The organism is Erythrobacter colymbi, assembly GCF_002155685.1.
In the GTDB taxonomy this organism is placed as follows: Bacteria; Pseudomonadota; Alphaproteobacteria; order Sphingomonadales; family Sphingomonadaceae; genus Erythrobacter; species Erythrobacter colymbi.
In genome coordinates this window covers 35,379-51,709 of sequence record NZ_MUYK01000016.1, presented here as the reverse complement: position 1 = coordinate 51,709, position 16,331 = coordinate 35,379, and the positions used below count along the sequence as shown (strand labels likewise).

At 58.4% G+C, this 16,331-nt stretch carries 19 protein-coding genes; 10 read left to right on the top strand and 9 right to left on the bottom strand.

Annotated features, from left to right (window positions below):
• Positions 1-139 precede the first annotated feature (139 nt).
• A complete protein-coding gene (istA, locus tag BZF57_RS17825) occupies positions 140-1,666 on the top strand; it encodes an IS21 family transposase (RefSeq protein ID WP_162290999.1) in 1,527 nt (508 codons plus the stop codon).
• An 11-nt stretch (positions 1,667-1,677) separates the two neighbouring features.
• The gene (istB, locus tag BZF57_RS17820) at positions 1,678-2,418 is read left to right on the top strand and encodes an IS21-like element helper ATPase IstB (protein WP_086738086.1); all 741 of its coding nucleotides are present in this window, start codon (positions 1,678-1,680) and stop codon (positions 2,416-2,418) included.
• 178 nt (positions 2,419-2,596) lie between these two features.
• On the opposite strand, the gene BZF57_RS17815 is transcribed toward istB, so the two are convergent.
• Entirely contained in the window at positions 2,597-3,502 is a 906-nt protein-coding gene (locus tag BZF57_RS17815; protein ID WP_086740539.1) for an alpha/beta fold hydrolase, read from the bottom strand.
• Positions 3,503-3,781: 279 nt separating this feature from the next.
• Between BZF57_RS17815 and BZF57_RS17810 the strand changes: the two genes are divergently transcribed.
• A complete protein-coding gene (locus BZF57_RS17810) occupies positions 3,782-4,414 on the top strand; it encodes a tyrosine-type recombinase/integrase (protein ID WP_053556534.1) in 633 nt (210 codons plus the stop codon).
• A 198-nt stretch (positions 4,415-4,612) separates the two neighbouring features.
• Positions 4,613-5,245: an imm11 family protein gene (locus BZF57_RS20940; protein ID WP_067399893.1), complete on the top strand. Its 633-nt coding sequence runs from the start codon at positions 4,613-4,615 to the stop codon at positions 5,243-5,245.
• Between the two features lie 185 nt (positions 5,246-5,430).
• Here the strand turns inward: BZF57_RS20940 and BZF57_RS17805 are convergent, their stop codons facing one another.
• Complete coding sequence (locus tag BZF57_RS17805) at positions 5,431-5,724, bottom strand: hypothetical protein (RefSeq protein WP_067403134.1); 294 nt, start codon at positions 5,722-5,724, stop codon at positions 5,431-5,433.
• A gap of 256 nt (positions 5,725-5,980) precedes the next feature.
• On the opposite strand from BZF57_RS17805, the gene BZF57_RS17800 reads away from it, so the two are divergent.
• The 4 genes from BZF57_RS17800 to BZF57_RS17785 are packed head-to-tail and all read left to right on the top strand — an operon-like array spanning position 5,981 to position 7,336.
• Positions 5,981-6,274 carry a putative quinol monooxygenase gene (locus BZF57_RS17800; protein ID WP_062342971.1) on the top strand — a complete coding sequence of 98 codons (294 nt, stop codon included), beginning with the start codon at positions 5,981-5,983 and terminating at the stop codon, positions 6,272-6,274.
• A gap of 38 nt (positions 6,275-6,312) precedes the next feature.
• A complete protein-coding gene (locus BZF57_RS17795) occupies positions 6,313-6,723 on the top strand; it encodes a MarR family winged helix-turn-helix transcriptional regulator (protein WP_230959651.1) in 411 nt (136 codons plus the stop codon).
• Positions 6,720-6,938: a putative antibiotic biosynthesis monooxygenase gene (locus BZF57_RS17790; RefSeq protein ID WP_086740537.1), complete on the top strand. Its 219-nt coding sequence runs from the start codon at positions 6,720-6,722 to the stop codon at positions 6,936-6,938. Before BZF57_RS17795 ends, BZF57_RS17790 begins: the two co-directional genes overlap by 4 nt.
• A complete protein-coding gene (locus BZF57_RS17785) occupies positions 6,935-7,336 on the top strand; it encodes a carboxymuconolactone decarboxylase family protein (protein ID WP_081096823.1) in 402 nt (133 codons plus the stop codon). The genes BZF57_RS17790 and BZF57_RS17785 overlap by 4 nt, the downstream gene beginning before the upstream one ends.
• Before the next feature lie 98 nt (positions 7,337-7,434).
• Here BZF57_RS17785 and BZF57_RS17780 read toward each other — a convergent pair whose 3' ends face one another.
• The 7 genes from BZF57_RS17780 to BZF57_RS17750 form a co-directional block, all read right to left on the bottom strand.
• Positions 7,435-8,553, bottom strand: coding sequence for a glutathione S-transferase family protein (locus BZF57_RS17780; protein ID WP_086740535.1), 1,119 nt, complete (start codon positions 8,551-8,553; stop codon positions 7,435-7,437).
• Positions 8,554-8,569: 16 nt separating this feature from the next.
• Entirely contained in the window at positions 8,570-9,016 is a 447-nt protein-coding gene (locus BZF57_RS21795) for an AbrB/MazE/SpoVT family DNA-binding domain-containing protein (RefSeq protein WP_419470498.1), read from the bottom strand.
• A 509-nt stretch (positions 9,017-9,525) separates the two neighbouring features.
• On the bottom strand, positions 9,526-10,830 hold the full coding sequence (locus tag BZF57_RS17770; RefSeq protein ID WP_162291045.1) for a serpin family protein: 1,305 nt from the start codon (positions 10,828-10,830) through the stop codon (positions 9,526-9,528).
• A gap of 255 nt (positions 10,831-11,085) precedes the next feature.
• The gene (locus BZF57_RS17765; RefSeq protein WP_086740530.1) at positions 11,086-11,637 is read right to left on the bottom strand and encodes a recombinase family protein; all 552 of its coding nucleotides are present in this window, start codon (positions 11,635-11,637) and stop codon (positions 11,086-11,088) included.
• A 119-nt stretch (positions 11,638-11,756) separates the two neighbouring features.
• Positions 11,757-12,101 (bottom strand): TniQ family protein, encoded by a 345-nt coding sequence (locus BZF57_RS17760; RefSeq protein WP_086740528.1) that lies wholly within the window; start codon positions 12,099-12,101, stop codon positions 11,757-11,759.
• Positions 12,101-12,997, bottom strand: coding sequence for a TniB family NTP-binding protein (locus tag BZF57_RS17755; RefSeq protein ID WP_086740525.1), 897 nt, complete (start codon positions 12,995-12,997; stop codon positions 12,101-12,103). The genes BZF57_RS17760 and BZF57_RS17755 overlap by 1 nt, the downstream gene beginning before the upstream one ends.
• Before the next feature lie 6 nt (positions 12,998-13,003).
• Entirely contained in the window at positions 13,004-14,665 is a 1,662-nt protein-coding gene (locus BZF57_RS17750; protein ID WP_086740523.1) for a Mu transposase C-terminal domain-containing protein, read from the bottom strand.
• A gap of 139 nt (positions 14,666-14,804) precedes the next feature.
• Between BZF57_RS17750 and BZF57_RS17745 the strand changes: the two genes are divergently transcribed.
• Positions 14,805-15,401, top strand: coding sequence for a recombinase family protein (locus tag BZF57_RS17745; protein WP_086740547.1), 597 nt, complete (start codon positions 14,805-14,807; stop codon positions 15,399-15,401).
• Positions 15,402-15,486: 85 nt separating this feature from the next.
• Positions 15,487-16,257, top strand: coding sequence for a WYL domain-containing protein (locus BZF57_RS17740; RefSeq protein ID WP_143738559.1), 771 nt, complete (start codon positions 15,487-15,489; stop codon positions 16,255-16,257).
• The last annotated feature ends 74 nt before the right edge of the window (positions 16,258-16,331 follow it).

The window sequence follows — 16,331 nt, the reverse complement described above, 5'->3', positions numbered from 1 at the left end:
GCGCGCGGTGTTCCGAGAATTGCGCGCGCAGCATTCCGATATGATCGCGCGCAGTTTGAGGTGAGGCTCACCTGATCGTTGGGGCATTCTTTCGACCGGATAACGGTTGGAGGAATGCATGCCGACGAGGAGAGTTACGATGCGCCATGTGCGCGAGATTTTGCGTCTGAGTCTGGACTGCGGGCTTTCGACGCGGGTGGTTGGCGAGCGGGTCGGGGTCGGACCGACGACGGTCCGGGATACGCTTCGGCGGTTCGATCGGTCGGGTCTGACTTGGCCAGTGCAGCCTGAAATGACGGACAGCGACCTGGAGTCCCGGCTCTACGGCGTGCCAGGGGTGAAGCCCGGGCGCCGCAAGTTGCCTGAGCCCGACTGGGCGGTGGTGGCGCGCGAGTTGAAGCGCAAGCACGTGACGCTGCAGATCCTGTGGGAGGAATACCACGCGGCGAACCCCGACGGCTATCGCTACAGCCGGTGGTGCGACCTGTTCCGGCGCTGGGAAGGCCGGCTGCCGCTGGTGATGCGCCAGAGCCATGCCGGCGGTGAGAAGCTGTTCGTTGATTATGCGGGCGACACGGTGCCGGTGGTGGTAGACCGCAGAACCGGCGAGATCCGCGATGCGCATCTGTTCGTCGCGGTGCTGGGCGGCTCGAGCCTGTCGTTTGCGTGTGCGACCTGGACCGAGCAGTTTGCTGACTGGGCCGAGGCTCACAATGCTGCCTTCGCATTCTTCGGCGGAGCGCCGCAGCTGCTGGTGCCCGACAATGCCAAGGTCGCGGTGATCAAGGCTTGCCACTTCGATCCGATGCTCAACCGCAGCTACACGGACATGGCTCGGCATTACGGGACGGCAGTGCTGCCGGCACGGCCGAGGAGGCCCAAGGACAAGGCGAAGGTTGAGGCCTGTGTCAGGATCGTCGAGCGCTGGGTGCTGGGCCGTCTGCGCAATCGCATCTTCTACAGCCTGGCCGAGCTCAACGCTGCCATTGCCGAGTGCCTTGCTGATCTGAATGAGCGCCGTGTGCTTCGCCAGTTCGGCCGCACGCGCCGCCAGCTGTTCGAGGAGGTCGATGCGCCGAACCTGAAGCCGCTGCCACCGGAGCCATGGGTTCATGCGCAATGGAAGCGCTGCCGGGTTGGGCTCGATTACCATATCGCGCTCGAGCAGCATCATTACTCGGTGCCGCACCGCTACGCGCGGCGCGAGGTTGAGGTGCGTTACACGGCCCGCAGCGTCGAGATCTTCCTCGGCGGCGAGCGGATCGCGGTGCACATGCGCGGCAGTGGCAATGGTCGGCACACGACCGTGCCCGAGCACATGCCATCGAGCCACCGGCGCTATCTCGACTGGACACCGGCAAAGATCCAGGAGGAGGCGGGCCGGATCGGCCCGATGCTGTCGCTGTTGATGGCGCGCATCATCGAGGACCGGCCGCATCCCGAGCAAGGCTACCGTTCGTGCCTGGGGATCATCGGCTTGTCCAAGCGGTTCGGCGCTGAGCGCCTTGAAGCGGCTGCGCTTCGCGCGCTGGAGATCGGCGCGCGCAATTATCCGTCTGTAAAATCGATCCTCGAAAAGGGGCTCGACAAGGTGCCCGTGTCCAAAGCCCCGGAGCGCGAGCCGATCCTGCACGACAATATCCGGGGCTCTCAATACTACCACTGAAAGGAGCAAGGATGCTCAAACACCCCACACTTGATCAGTTGAACCAGCTTGGCCTTATCGGCATGGCCCAAGCCTTTGCGGATCTGGATGGCAATGGCGATGCCGCCAGCCTGAACCACGCGGAATGGCTGGCGCTGCTGCTCGATCATGAAGCGACATGGCGCAATGACAAGCGCCTCGCCCTGCGCCTGCGTCAGGCAAAGCTGCGGCACCAAGCCGTGCCTGAGGACGTTGATTATCGCAGCGCCCGCGGGCTCGATCGGCGGTTGTTCGAAATGCTGCTGAAGGGCAGCTGGATCGCTGCCCATGAGAACTGTGCGATTATCGGACCAGCAGGGGTCGGCAAGAGCTGGCTGGCCTGCGCCGTCGGGCATCAGGCCTGCCGTGACAATCGCTCGGTTCTCTACACCCGCCTGCCGCGGTTGATCGACGAGCTGTCGCTTGCCAAGGGCGATGGCCGCATTGCTGCGCGCATGAAGAGCCTGGCCCGCGTGGACCTGCTCATCCTCGATGACTGGGGGCTTGAGCCGCTCGATGGCAATGCCCGCCATCATCTGCTGGAGATCCTCGAGGATCGCTATGGGCGCCGTTCAACGCTCGTAACAAGCCAGCTACCCATCGCGCGCTGGTTCGATCTCATCGGCGATCCGACCTACGCCGATGCCATCCTCGATCGGCTTGTCCACAACGCCCACAGGCTCGAGCTATCCGGGGAATCCATGCGGCGAAGCATCGCCGCTCAAGCCGCTTGACCCGCGGCAAAGCATAGTGCCACAACATACCAACGATCAGGTGCTTCACCTGCGCGCGATCAAAGCGGAACGCTGCGCGGCATCAGATCGGAATACATGCGCGCGATCGTCGGAATCCGCACAAGCCATCGGTGAAACGGCGCGATATGCAGCATTTCCTGCAAGCGCTCTCGATCGATCATAGCTCCCTCGTCCCCTGTGGCTGAGCCGTATCGGATGAGTGATGGCGCCCTAGGAAATCGACGATAGCGGCGGAGAAGGCATCGTTCGCATCGCCCACGACCATGTGCGTGGCATCGGCAATATCGGTGTATTCTGCATGGGGGGCGAGTTGTCGCAGATGCAAAACGGCCTCTTCGGAAACAAGATCGCTAGAGCCGCCTCGGATGAGGTGAAGCGGAAGCGTGAGATTCGCCGCAGCTTGGCTCAGCATTGCCGATTGACGTTCTTGGCTGTCTGGGTCGCCTTGTCTGGCTGACATTATATTACGGATAAACACCGGGTCCCAGTGCCAATAGAAGCGCCCATCCGACTTCTGCCGCAGATAGTTTTTCAGACCATCGCTCGCGCCCCGCTTGGGACGATGCGGCATGTAGCGAGCGATCACGTCGGCCGCCTCCTCTGGTGAGGCGAAGCCGCTATCGACATGCTCTTCCATGAAACCAACCACGCGCATCACACCGCTGGGCTCCATGCGCGGGGCAATGTCGACCAATGTGAGTGAAGCAAAGCTACCTGGAGCAAGCTCCCCTGCGGCAATCAGTCCAGCGAGCCCGCCCAGTGAAGCGCCGACCAGCGCTGGCTTCTGGTCCAGGCGCGACGCTCCAGCGACCAGATCCGCCGCGAAGTCGCGCATTTCATAAGCTCCGCATGGCGACCAATCGCTGTCTCCGTGACCGCGCATGTCGAAGGCGATTGCGCGAAAGCCGGCTTGAGCCAGCTCGCTGACCACCCTTCTCCACGCGCGCCGTGTCTGCCCGCCGCCGTGCGCAAGAAGGACGGGTTTAGCGTAGGCATCCCCCTCAGCCTCGGCTGTAAGAGAAATCGCGCCTGCGCCCTCAATCGTAAAGGTTTCTCTCGCCATCTCTGGATGGTAGGAAAGGCGCGCTAAATAGTAAACCGATTTAGTTTGTGGCTCTCGGCTCCGTGTTGGCTGTCCTGCAGGGCGTTTCAACGACGGCAAAAGTCTATGCCAAGAGGGGTTTCTCCAGACCATTCTCTAATGCACCGGCTTGCGATTCGGTCAGCAGTCGCTGTCCGCTTAATCCGCTCAAAGATATAAAAGCTGCCTTTCCGCTTCCGGCCCAAAAGCCTCCTCTTTCAGCGTTCCCCGCTTGGCCAATGACGGCCGAGGAGATGAACCATGGGATACTCTCGATTTGACCCCGCAATACAAGCCCGTGCAGCCTGGAACGCCGGCAAGACCGTTGGCACCAAGCGACCTCTGACGCAGAAGCAAATCTGGGCGATACGCTTCCACCTAGATCGCGAAGGCCGTCTCCGGGACAAGGCTCTCTTCGATCTCGCGATCGACAGCAAACTGCGTGGCTGTGATCTCGTCAAGGTCAAGATTGGCGATGTCGTTGCTGGCGCGGACATTCGCAATCGCGCCATTGTCATCCAGCAAAAGACCAACCGTCCCGTCCAATTCGAACTGACAGCGGATGTTCGCGCGACTCTGATCGCCTGGCTAGAGCGACGCGGCGGTTCGGCTCACGATTATCTATTTCCGAGCCGCGTCGATCTCCATGGCCATATGAGCACACGCCAGTATGCCCGCCTCGTCGATGAGTGGGTGACCGCCATCGGTTTGCGTAAGGCTGAGTACGGCACTCACTCGCTGCGGCGAACGAAAGCTGCGATGATCTACCGTGCCACCGGCAATATCCGAGCTATCCAAATTCTGCTCGGCCACACCAAGATCGAAAACACGGTTCGGTACCTTGGTGTCGACCTCGAGGATGCCTTACTGTTGGCGGAGCGCACCGAAATCTGACACAGCAAGCGGTCGACCGACCTATTCGGTCGGCCGCTTTGAGGCGGCGTTAGAATGGCGTGATCGACCGAAATTGGGTGGAAAGCTGACATTCACGACAACGCTCGTTCTGTCCATCGTCGTGGCGACTGGAACGCAAGTCGGAGTCAACTTATGGAGCGAGAACGCCCCATGCGGGCCAATGAGAGAACGCAGTAAATGGCCTGGCTTCTTGAGCGTGAGAACACGACGGTAGCGACCGTCAAGTTCGACATGGAGCCATCATGCTCCGAAATAATGATACCTTACGAACTTCTGGAACAGCGCGGTCTTGCTCATGTTTCGGCTCGTCCCACCCGCGCGGCCATCGATATCGACGATCAGTTTTGGCCGAAACGCGCACGACTGAAAACGCCACGAAAATCGCTTCCCGATTGGGTTGGGTTCTGCTCCTTCTGGGGGGTTAGCCAGCCATTCCGTGATTGCATTGATGGCCTGGAGCCCGGGCTTCACGAATTCAGGGCGGTAGAGGTGCTTCGCTCCGACGGGGCACCCTTTGAGGTTTCATATTATGCCATCAACGTTCGCCGGGCAATATCCGATGCCGTCGATTGGCAGAAAACCGATGTCCCGTCGAAAGAATACAAACATGGGCGCAAGATGCTGGGACTAAAGACTCTGGCAGAGACGCGCAATATTGTCATGAAAAGATCAGCAATAGGGGGCTCCCATTTGTGGGTTCCAGACGAGTTAATCACGTCGGCTATCGCTGTATCTAATGAACTCTACACATTGCTGGGACAGAGGAAACTTCTAACTGGCGTTGCCTGTTTTCGTGTTATCGAAGAATGATGAGGCCAGAGGCATGGGCAATAATCATCAGGGATTTATGCTGGTTTTCGGGAACGGCCGCAATGGGGTCGTTAGGGGCTGGTCCGCTTCTGGGTCGCCTCGCACTTGGCAGCTAGGTCACGAGCTGGGGTGGAAAGCAAATTATCCAGCGCTCGCAGCTCGGTCGCATCGGGTTTGGCCGACGTTCAGCGATTAGACGATCTCGGTCGCACCACGAACAGGATCCAAAGTCCAAGCGCGCCCCCGAATGTTGCAGCGATCTTGATGGCGTCCAGAAAAAATCCCGAGGGCCAGTATCCCAAGGGCGATTGCAGACCGGCCCCGAGTATGAAAAGCCCCAGGAACAGGGCGCAGGTTATGGCGCAGACGATTGTAGCCGTTGCTGCATCGGTTCGGGCCTTTTTGATCGCGATGAGCGGCCCAAAGAAGAGCCCAAACATGATGAGCGCGCCGGGCCAGTATTCGATGAGCTCGCTCACTGGTCACATTCCCCGAACTTCACATGCTCATGCCCAGAATGCCGATCAGGATGAATGTCCGCAATGGGGTCGCTTCCTGAATGGCAGAAATTTTTCAGAAGCATGGCAAAGCTGCAAGACCGCTTTTGGGATCAAGCCCAGGCTTCCGTTTCGACTGAAACTGGGTGGTTAGCGGACGGTCTGCTTTCAGGAAGTTCTGGACTTGACCAGCCATCACCCTGAATTATATAGTTAGCATGATAACTAAAGGAATGTCATGATCCATCAGTTGAACATCATCGCACGGATCGCGCCACATCCAACGCACTACAACAAGGCGCGCGAGGCCATCTGCGAGATCATCGAACAGACGCGCGCCGAACCCGGCTGCATGGAGTTTCGTCTCAGCGAAAATGCACAGGACGGAACACTGTATCTCTATGAGGAATGGCGAGACGAGGCCGCACTGGCATCGCACCACGATCAACCATACACCCGGGCCGTCTTTGAAGCCTACCGGGACTGGCTGGCAGAAGAGCCGCAAATCCTTCATCTCCGTCCGGTTCGGTAAGGCTGATGTTCTTTCTTAAAGAACTTCCCAGCCGACAAATGGTCGACGGTTATGCCGACCAATTCGCCGATGTCGATGTCGACAGAGTGCTCGACGCGCTTCGGTTGATGCGACGCGCGAGCCTGCTGATCCGCGAGCTGGAAGCATACTTCGCGCGCCATGACCTCTCGCAGCTTCGCTTTTTGATGATGATCCTTATCGACCGCGAACCCGAGCGAAACTGCCTCGCTGCAAGTGAAATTGCCGAAAGGCTGGACGTATCGCGGCCCGTCGTCACGCGCACCTTGCAGGGCTTGGAACGGGCTGGCCTGATCGCGATTTCGGAAAACTCAGAAGATGCTCGCTCCCGGAACGTGACCCTTACTCTCTCGGGGAAAGCCAAGCTCGACGAGGTTCTGCCGGGATACTTCGCCATCCTTCATCGTCCCGATCCAGCAGCCGACAAATGACATTCCGGATCGTTATATTGCGGACCATGCTCGTCTGGCTCGTCGTATGGCCGCTTGTGACCGGGATGCTCAAGCTGCTGGGGTTCATCGCGAGCGATATGGCGCTTGGATTTCAGGCACTCATTCTGACGGCAATCCTTGTTCCCCTCATCAGTCTGCTGCTTGCTCCAGCGATGCATTCGCTGGCAACTCGCTTAATGAAGGAATGGTCATGACTGACAGGTTCGAAAGAGGCCTCGAGAATCTTCGCAGAATCGACGGTGAAGCCGGAGAGAAGGTGGTTGAAAGCTTAAAGGACATATCGCCGGATCTTGCCCGCTACACCATCGAATACCCGTTCGCCGATATCTACGCACGGCCCGGTCTTGGCCTCCGCGAACGAGAGATCGCGACGATCGCAGCCCTTACGGCGATGGGCACGGCACAGCCCCAGTTGAAGGTCCACATCCAAGCCGGACTCAATGTCGGTCTTACGAAGAGCGAGATCGAGGAAATTATCATCCAGATGAGCGTGTATGCCGGATTTCCAGCAGCGTTGAACGGGATGCAAGCCGCCAAGGAAGTCTACTCGAGCTCGGATGCCAGCGAATTCGATCAGGATGAGCCTAATTGACGGCAGCTTGCGGTAAGGAATTCTGCCCAGGCGAATGTCCGCAACTGGGTGGAAAGCGGCCATGAGTAGCGGTTTCCTTAAATGAGTAGTTGGGGCAGTCAGTCTCTCCGTTCGTCCCACACTTCGATATTGTCGGCGCGCCTGATCCTGATGGGCAGCTTCTCCTCGAGAAGGGCTGAGAGGGAACGCGCGGCAAATAGGTCTCGTACGGATTCGCTATCTGCTGCCGCGTCCTGCAATCGTTGCCAAAGAAGGAAAGTGTAGGGCTGTACCCCTCCCGTATAGGGGATGCCGCGGAATGACGTTTCCACTTCGCCGACGATCCGCTGATGCGGTTTGGAGGTGACGGGCTGGCCAGGTTTGGCGGCGCCGCTGGCGACGTAAGCGCGCAGAAACTTCAGCCTATCGGTCAGGCCGGGCAGCAGTTCGACAGCGATCTGATCTAGCACCGGACTTAGCGACGCCGGGATCTCATCACCGGCAGCAAAACCATGTTCGCCCTCTAGGTTATATTCCACAAGGTCGAGATCGGGCGCATGCATGCGTTCGACCCAGCGATGAACTTTGGGCGCGTCGCGCTGCATGATTGCGAGCGGAACCGGATCGCGCCCAAGATGAGCGAACAACGGGCCAAAAAGCGAATAGTCGCCGATCGAAGGCTGGGTGCCAACCAGATAGGGATGCTGTGTGAAATGTGCGTCGAGCCCTTGAAGTAGCTGGCGATAGCTTTCCTCGATTGCCGGGATTGTCTCGTCCGACACGCCCAGCATTGGCAGATAGCTGTTCATCCGCGCCATCACCGAGGCGGTGCGCTCGGCATTGCCGCCGACCCCGAAAGCATCTTGCAGAAAAGCTTTCTGTCTATCGAGGTAGGACCAGCGGTAGTGCATGGCATGTCGCGTCAGGCCAAGCACCGAATAGAGTTCGAACAGGTGCGCGACTGCGAGTTGGCGCGGCGTCTTCGGATAGGCAGAATAGCGCACACCGGCGCGTTCGAAGTGATCGATGATGTCGACGGTATCTTGCACGACGCTACCATCGGCAAGCTCCACGACCGGGATGATGCCCCGCCCGATTCTCGGCACCACTACTTGCGCGAAATGGGGGTCGCTGGGCGGTCTCTCACGGTAGCCGATGCCCTGCTTGCGCAAGTAACTGCGAACCTTGCCGGTATAGAGCGAGTGCGGCAGGCCATAGAGGACAAGAACATTTGTCATCAGGTGGGCTGATTCCTCAATATGAAACTGCAAGGCCGCTGAGCTTGCCCGCTAACAAGGATGCCGCCGAATGTCTGCAACGGGTCGTTTGCGGCTGGTCCGCTTCTGGGCATGTGGCCGGCAACGATGTCCGCCCCCGGCTCGTCACGCAGAAGCGCCAGCACGGCCGATGCATCCAGCACCACCTCGCTCGTGGGGCAGGATCGCTAATGCTCGCTTCGTCGTGCCCGGCCTCTTCACGCCTGTCGCGTAGGAAGTCTTCGGTGGTGCGCGGCGACTTGACCGCCTGCAGGTACAGCTCGCGTGCGCGCATCACACGATGGCCGATGGGCACAAGTCGGACGCCACCCGCTTCTACGATCGCGGTCACCTTCGTATCGCCCGACAAGCCCATTGCTTCGCGCACGGACTTCGGAAGAACCATTCGCCCATTGGCAGCCACCTTCAGATCAATAGCCGTCATCACACGTTGAACCTTAGACCAAATATGCCACGGTTTAAAAAGTGGCACACAATCAGATAGGACGCAACGCCATAAGAAATTTGGTTGTACGATAGGGGGTCGCTCAACGGACACAAAATTTGGCCCGATCGCCAATCAATAGAATTTGGCTTTCGTCCTCCAAAATCGGGGTCGACCAGTCCGTCTCATTAAGGTAGTACGACTAGATTCTCATTGATGGGGCGCTAAGCGTTACAGATGACCGGGACTTTGATCGGATACTGTCGTTCTTCATAAATAAGTTCAGTGTTTGTCATGACCGCTTCAGCGAACATGATACTTCCTGAACATGCTCAACCAAAGCCGATACGCTACCCCGAAGGCGGCACGGCCGCTTTGCTCCCCTTCTGGAAACTTCCTGCCATTCTGGAATCGACCCCGAAGTGGTCATTCGGAGCTGCAGTCGCGATGGCCATTGGGCGACATCGGGCTTGATGCCCAAGACGTTCGAACCGGACAGATCGAGCAGGTCATTCTTGCAATGGGTCGGGCCGGACATAGCGCCCGACAAATAGCAGAAGCCCGGTCCGAAGATCCCGAAGCGCGAACAGGAATGGCTTGTCGGCCTTGAAGACAAAGGGCGGCGGTGGAGGTGGGCCGCGACGCCCGCTTACCACGATGCCCATGACCACAGCGGTCGCCGCGCTTGCTTCCGATCCGACCTCATCCACCTCAATCGTCGCCTCATGGATTACATGGCTGATCTTCAGTCCAATCTCCTCGGCTTCACCACCAGGATAGGGCAGTCGCGCCATGGCCGAGAAATCGGCATCGTCGGAGAAAGCGATCGGCGCGCCCATCCGTGTCAAGTCCTCGGCCAGATCGGAGTGCCAGCGCATTTTCAATTTGGGAAGCGTGAGGACTGTTTCGCGAGGAGCGGTCTTGTCGAGGTCGGTGAGCCATCGGGATAGCGCTTTAGAGGTGAGGCTTTCTTCAAACTTCGGGAGCGCACTTGCCTTGTCCGGCAAGAAGACGACGAGTGCGACTTCACCGCCTTTGTAAGGCAGCTGGATCACGCTCACGCCATCACGCCGAAACGCAGCATACCGGCCCCACTGGTGCATCAGCGATGTAGTGCTGATCGACCCGTCAATGGCGGTGAAAGGTTCGCTTCGCGTTGCCTCCTTGCTGAAGGGAAACTGCCAGTCGGCCTTGAACCAGACGGCATTCACCAGAACTGCACGGGTGCCGGTGGTCACGATGCGAGGTTGCAGCAGTTCGGCGATGTTGCCGTTGGTTGCACCCTCAACCCAGCGGTTGATGAGCTGTCTCGCTCCTTCTGGATCGGCCCGGAAATCCGTGCGTCCGATCCCTGCTTTGGCATAGGCATTCATGTCCTGTTCGAACCGTTGGTCAAAAGGCATGCCTTCTTGCAGCCATATGGCGTTTGCGGTCCGAAGTTCGCGGCCCTTCGCAGAGAACGACATAGTCGACATCAATGCGCCGCTGGCCCTGAGGTTCTGCTGCGGATCAAACGGATATCGCATGACGGTTTTGAGCTGAGACGCGGTGTCGTCAACCGCCCCGCGATAGGCAAAGCCAACCGCCGTGGAGACGCTCGCCGGCGAGATAATGAGATTGGTGTCGGGCGCATCAGCTTCACGCAGAAGATCGAGCGAGAAGGCGTTGGTGCTTGCGACAAGCGCTTGCGCATCAGGATTGAGGGAAACGGAAATCGTCGGCTCGATAGCTGCCTTTGCCTCTGCCTCTGCCTCTGCGAGGCTTGCAGGCTCGATATCCTGCGCGACGACGGAGGCTGATTGCAGATAGGCCAATGCGAAAGCGGCAGCGAGAGGTAGTCTTCTCATGAGCGGTTCTCTCGATTTTTGAATAAAAATCAGACGATACTCTATCGAGATAGCTATCGCCCACTTCGGTAAACGTCAGGTTGCCAAATCTTGATTGGAAGACCTGCCATTCCGAAAACCACCCAGATTCGGTCATAAGCCTGGCCGAGGACACACGCCGAAAGCTGCCGGACGCCTACCATGGCATCGGCCCGACGCTTACGCATTTTCATTCGTCTTTGCCTACGTCTTCTGCTTTTCCAGAGCCCGATAGATGGTCATGCGCGACACGCCGAGATCACGGGCAATCTGGGCTTTAGGCACGCCCTCCGATGCCAGCCTGCAAATAGCGTCATCGTTCACCCGCTTCTGCCGGCCTTTGTAGATACCTTTGCCTTTAGCCGCATCGATACCGGCCCGCTGCCGGTCGCGGATGAACTTCAGTTCCATGTCAGCCACCATCCCAAGAATGGTGATGACCATGCGGCCCATGTCGCCTGCGGTCGTCACCTCCGGCTCAAGGACCCGCAGTGAAGCTCCCTTGGCGTCGAGCTCATGCACCAAATTGAGGACGTCGCGTGTCGAGCGGCCGAGCCGATCAAGCCGATGTACGACCAGTTCGTCACCTTCGCGCAGAAATTCCAAAACGGTGGCAAGCTCCGTGCGACCGTCGCGAGATGCCCCGGAGCTTGTCTCGGCACGGATAATCTCGCAGCCCGCCGCCTTCAGCTTGGCCTGCTGAATTTCCAGATCTTGACTCGTGGTGCTGACGCGGGCGTATCCGATGCGAGGCATGGCAAACTGTCACATTAAGGTGGTCGATACCCTGGTACTGTAACAAAAGCCGGTTCGCCACTCATTTGTGACGATTTATCTTGTAACACCGAATGATCACTTATGAGTGTGCCCAAATGTTATAGGCCCGATCCAAACCTTTCCTCAAATTTTTGCCTGTTTGCAGGAATGGCTATCCATTCGTTGAAGTCGGCAGTCGCTTGCGCAAACCTTCGCCACCCGTTTTCCGGAAGCGTCCGCAATTCTTCTATCGATATCCCGACGCCGGCGGACAGCCGGGATAGAACTTCCCCTGTTGGCTTGAGAAAAAGACGCGCCTCTTCATCCTCGTGCGCAATATTGAGCGCATTGAAACAGAAGGTCTTGAATGACACGCCATACGCCCGCGCAAGGCGTTCAACATATTGGCGGAGATTTTCGTTATCTTCTGGCCGCGGATGCAGCGGCCAAGCTGGCTCCGACATCACGACCGAAGCTCTCGATCCATCATCTGTCGCCTATAAGTTGGAGCCTGAAAAGAGCATTCCATCAAATCGCATTCCTCGATGCGCTCCCGGCCCTGCGTCAACGCATGATCGGTCGCGCGCAAAAGAAGTTCGTGCATTTCACCTATCAGGCCCTCTGAACGCTCCACGATTACCTTGCGCAAAACAGGCAGACCGAGGCCGGAGCATTCTTGAAGTGGGATAACCGTCTCAAAGCTCGCCAACAGTCGGCCCGTTTCGGCATCGTTGGCCCATCTCGGCAACAGGAATGGCTGGAAACGATTCTCCAGTTGGTCGTCGAGCCGCAGCGCAAGCCATGCATCCTTTGTGCCTATCCCGACGATCGGAATGCGCAATTCGTTACCCAAATATCGGATGAGCCCAAGAATCTCGCGCTGCCGCGATGATGAACCGCAAAGAAGGTTGTGCAGTTCGTCGATAACGAGCAGTCCGACCTCGCATGCTCGCATGAGGTTCAAGGTGATGGCGCTGAGCGTGTCGCCTCGCTGAAAATGGCCGACAGGTGCACCCAGTCCATCGAGCAGCTGTGCATGAAAGCGCGGCACCGTTGCGTTGGGCAACATCTGGATCGAAAGCACCGGAAAGATGTTGCGGTCCCGTTCCTGCGAGCAGCGCCGAGGATGCTGACGCTGAAGCTTTTCCGCGATAGTCGATTTGCCGTTATTGCTTGGTCCGACGATCAACAAATTCTGAGGCCGAACACGGCCAGCTTGCGTCGAGAGAAGCATATTCATGCGTTGCAAGGCATCCCGCGCCCGCGAATAACCGATCCAACGATCGGTCGCGAGATGGCCTAGCCGCTCAACTTTTGGCAGTTCGGCAATTCGTCTGGCCTCCGGTCGAAGATGCTCCATGGGGCCCTACCACTCTTCTATGTCGGCAAATGGCTTCGGCGCGGCGCCGACCTCGTTATGGGGTGTTTCGCTTACCTGCGGAGGTTGCGATCCCGCCGTCACCACATCCTGTCGATCTAACGGCGGCCGCGAACGGCGACGGCGGACACTTCTGGACAGCTTGGCTGCGTCGCGCTCAATCTGCTGCATCTCCTCGAAAGCCGCGAAGATGGCGTCCTCGTCCACCGCGGCATTACTTCGTTCCAGAACGCGACGGCGCGCCGCGCGATGCTCCCAGATGGTGATCGAGGGCCGCGACAGATTGCGATACGGCAACTCGAGCCATGATCCGTCGAAAGGATCGAGCACGTAAATGCGCGAAAGATCGCGCGGATCGCGGCGGAGGGTCAGTGGCCCTTCGGTTCGGGAATCGCGCGAGACGATCCACGGCTTCAGGGCGTTCGAGAAATAGCGGATGTGGTCGACTACAAAACCATCGCGCTGCAGGGTCCGATTCAGAATAGGTAGGAAGTCAATCAGATAGCTTTGCCGATCAGCGGGAATGGCAATGCCGCCGCCAGATCGGCTCAGTGCCGCAAGCCCCTCACGCACCCTCGCGAGTGGCGCAGCCCCATCCAGTCCGCGATGCCCTGATCGGTGATAGTCCTTGCAGATTGCCACAGTAAGCCAGCGTTCCAATTCTTCCAGTGTCAGGCACGCACGCCCTTCGCTGTCGTATTTTCCGCGCTGCGCTGTGTTGGAAAAGGTCGTTCCCGGCAGTGAGTGAATGCGCTGCATGAGCGTTCCGATTAAACGCTCCACGATCCCTCCGAATTGCGGCTGCCCTGGTGGCCGCCAATCAATCTCGATGCTGTGTTGCGCACAGCCGCGTTCGAACGCCTGGGAGTGGAACTCGCTACCATTGTCCACGCCAATCTTCTTGGGTTTGCCCATGATCGGCCAATCGGCGCCGGTTATGCCGCGCGCGGCCATCCATAGGGTCTTATCTTCAGCTATGTGTGTGAGACAAAGCCCAACGCTGGTCGCCGACGGAGCATCGAGACTCAGGTAAAAGCCAGCTATCGCCCGGCTCATCACGTCGATAGCAACCGTCAGATACGGGCGACCGATCGGCAACCGCTCGATCGGATCGACGAGGATCACATCGACCGGCGTGTGGTCCATCTGCACGACGTCGAGCGGATGCTGCGGGATCGGTGTTGCGCCAATGATCGGCTTCGTATCGGCATCATCCTCTCGCAACCGTGAGGATACACCCCTGTCGATCCCGCGTATTCGCCGCCGGATTGTGGCTTCACTCGGGGGATGGATACCGGATTTTCGACACTCGGCCATTACCGCCCTTACAATCTCCGACGGGCGTTCTTTCTGGCGTTTGAGGTACCAGCCTTCGATCACCTTGCTGATGACTGCTTCCCGGTCCCTCGGTATCCTGCTCTTGCGCGGGGCGCCCCGGCCGCTGCGCGGAAGAATTGCCGTCACCGCCCCGCCCTCTTCACGCAGTCTACGGATCAGCTTGTAGGCCCAGCGTTCGGATATCTGCAGATCGTTCGCGGCAGCGCGCACAAGGTACGCTGGCGCTTCATGGCAGGCGGCAAGCGGTCGGAGCATAACCGCCCGCTTTTCAGCTTCCTGCCAAACGCTTTTTGGAACGGACTCGAGATCCATTGCCGACCGCGCCTCCTGCACCACGCTGACCTGTTTCCGAAAGGCTTTGCGGCATACTGAACTGCTGCGTGCACAACATCATAGCACTTAGGGGGTGGGCATGTATCAATAAAATCAGCAGGCAGTGCTGATCAGGATTGTGACAAACGACAGATATGCCCGCTGCTCAACCGACAAGCAGGATCTCACCGCCCAGCGCCGGGCGCTGATTGAACTCGGCGTGCCCGAAGACCGCATCTACACCGACCACGGCCTGACCGGCCGCAACCGCGATCGCCCCGGCCTCGCCCAAGCGCTCGCTGCCGTGCGCGCCGGCGAAACGCTGGTCGTGCCGAAGCTGGATCGTCTTGCTCGTTCGGTGCCCGACGCACGCGCGATCGCCGATGAGCTCGAGAAGCGGGGTGTGAGTCTCGCTCTCGGCAAGCAGGTCTACGATCCCAACGATCCCATGGGCCGGATGTTCTTCAACATCCTCGCCACCTTCGCCGAGTTCGAGAGCGACCTGATCCGCCTGCGCACCCGCGAAGGCATGAAGATCGCCCGCGACAAGGGCAAACTGCGCGGCAAACCGCCCAAGCTGTCCGACCTCCAGCAGCGCGAACTTCTCAAGATGCATACCACCGGCGAATACTCGATCAGCGACCTCGGCAAGTTGTTCACGGTCTCACGGCCGACAGTGTATCGGACGATCCGGCGCAAGGAGAGCGCGACGGCCGTTGAAGGGCCCGAAGAATGAAACCAGCTGAAATTCAGATAATGCAGCCAGATGCACTCAGCTGCGATAAACCAGCCCGCGCGGTCTAGTGAGGATCGGCCCCGAGGTGGACGCTGCTGCTGACAAAGGAAGCCTGATGGAGAATTCGATAGCCTTCGAGATCGCTCAACGGGCACTCGATGGAAAGTCGAAGATTCCGGTTTACGAGCGACGGAATGAAGACATTGTTCGAAAGGAACTCAGGCTCCTCTTCGAATTATCAGCGAGAGTTGGGCGTGATCTGCTTCCGTGTAGGTGCGAACTTGAAATAGAGTATCAGAAAGAATTCTCAGATCCTGAAACGCGCCGGATCACGGCAGAGAGCGTTTTTATGTTTTCCTGCGAGGCATATTTGGATGCATTTTGCCATTACCGGCAAAAAAGACGCACTTTCAAGTTGGATCGTATGCTGAGCAACCGAGTCTTAGAGGGGGGCAAATATGTAAGCTATCCGCTCACCGTTCTCGAGATTAGTGACTTTTTCGTTCATCCCAAGACTTGGGGAGATTACCGCAGACCGTGTTCGATCTTGGTTCGAAAAATGATGGATGTTTCCGTTCCTAAAGCCGAGCGATTTCGTTTCATTTTCGAATTTGCAGCACGAAGCCTGAGTAGAGGTGTCTGGGCAGATTCCTACACAGATGGCAAGGCGGCGGGTGTGGCTTTTCTGGCTCTGAACACGGATGTTAAAAACTTCAACTGGCAGGCTGAAGTCGATCGCATCAGGGGTGGCCGCTTCGATAAGTCTGCATTCGCCGAGACGCTGGAATCAATTGATCATTTCGGCGCGCGACATCGCTTCCGCCACATAAACGGGGCTGATCCAAGTTCAGCATGACGAGGCTTGATCGCGCGCCTGCCCCTTGCCTGCTGGAGCGCTCATCCGACATTCGTTGCCTGCCGTTGATGCCT

What these genes read in the sequence shown, in the direction of transcription:
- istA (WP_162290999.1), top strand. Translation starts at nt 140, where the DNA reads ATGCGCCATGTGCGCGAGATTTTGCGTCTGAGTCTGGACTGCGGGCTT.
- istB (WP_086738086.1), top strand. Translation starts at nt 1,678, where the DNA reads ATGCTCAAACACCCCACACTTGATCAGTTGAACCAGCTTGGCCTTATC.
- BZF57_RS17815 (WP_086740539.1), bottom strand. Translation starts at nt 3,502, where the DNA reads ATGGCGAGAGAAACCTTTACGATTGAGGGCGCAGGCGCGATTTCTCTT.
- BZF57_RS17810 (WP_053556534.1), top strand. Translation starts at nt 3,782, where the DNA reads ATGGGATACTCTCGATTTGACCCCGCAATACAAGCCCGTGCAGCCTGG.
- BZF57_RS20940 (WP_067399893.1), top strand. Translation starts at nt 4,613, where the DNA reads ATGGCCTGGCTTCTTGAGCGTGAGAACACGACGGTAGCGACCGTCAAG.
- BZF57_RS17800 (WP_062342971.1), top strand. Translation starts at nt 5,981, where the DNA reads ATGATCCATCAGTTGAACATCATCGCACGGATCGCGCCACATCCAACG.
- BZF57_RS17795 (WP_230959651.1), top strand. Translation starts at nt 6,313, where the DNA reads ATGGTCGACGGTTATGCCGACCAATTCGCCGATGTCGATGTCGACAGA.
- BZF57_RS17790 (WP_086740537.1), top strand. Translation starts at nt 6,720, where the DNA reads ATGACATTCCGGATCGTTATATTGCGGACCATGCTCGTCTGGCTCGTC.
- BZF57_RS17785 (WP_081096823.1), top strand. Translation starts at nt 6,935, where the DNA reads ATGACTGACAGGTTCGAAAGAGGCCTCGAGAATCTTCGCAGAATCGAC.
- BZF57_RS17780 (WP_086740535.1), bottom strand. Translation starts at nt 8,553, where the DNA reads ATGACAAATGTTCTTGTCCTCTATGGCCTGCCGCACTCGCTCTATACC.
- BZF57_RS21795 (WP_419470498.1), bottom strand. Translation starts at nt 9,016, where the DNA reads ATGACGGCTATTGATCTGAAGGTGGCTGCCAATGGGCGAATGGTTCTT.
- BZF57_RS17765 (WP_086740530.1), bottom strand. Translation starts at nt 11,637, where the DNA reads ATGCCTCGCATCGGATACGCCCGCGTCAGCACCACGAGTCAAGATCTG.
- BZF57_RS17760 (WP_086740528.1), bottom strand. Translation starts at nt 12,101, where the DNA reads ATGTCGGAGCCAGCTTGGCCGCTGCATCCGCGGCCAGAAGATAACGAA.
- BZF57_RS17755 (WP_086740525.1), bottom strand. Translation starts at nt 12,997, where the DNA reads ATGGAGCATCTTCGACCGGAGGCCAGACGAATTGCCGAACTGCCAAAA.
- BZF57_RS17750 (WP_086740523.1), bottom strand. Translation starts at nt 14,665, where the DNA reads ATGGATCTCGAGTCCGTTCCAAAAAGCGTTTGGCAGGAAGCTGAAAAG.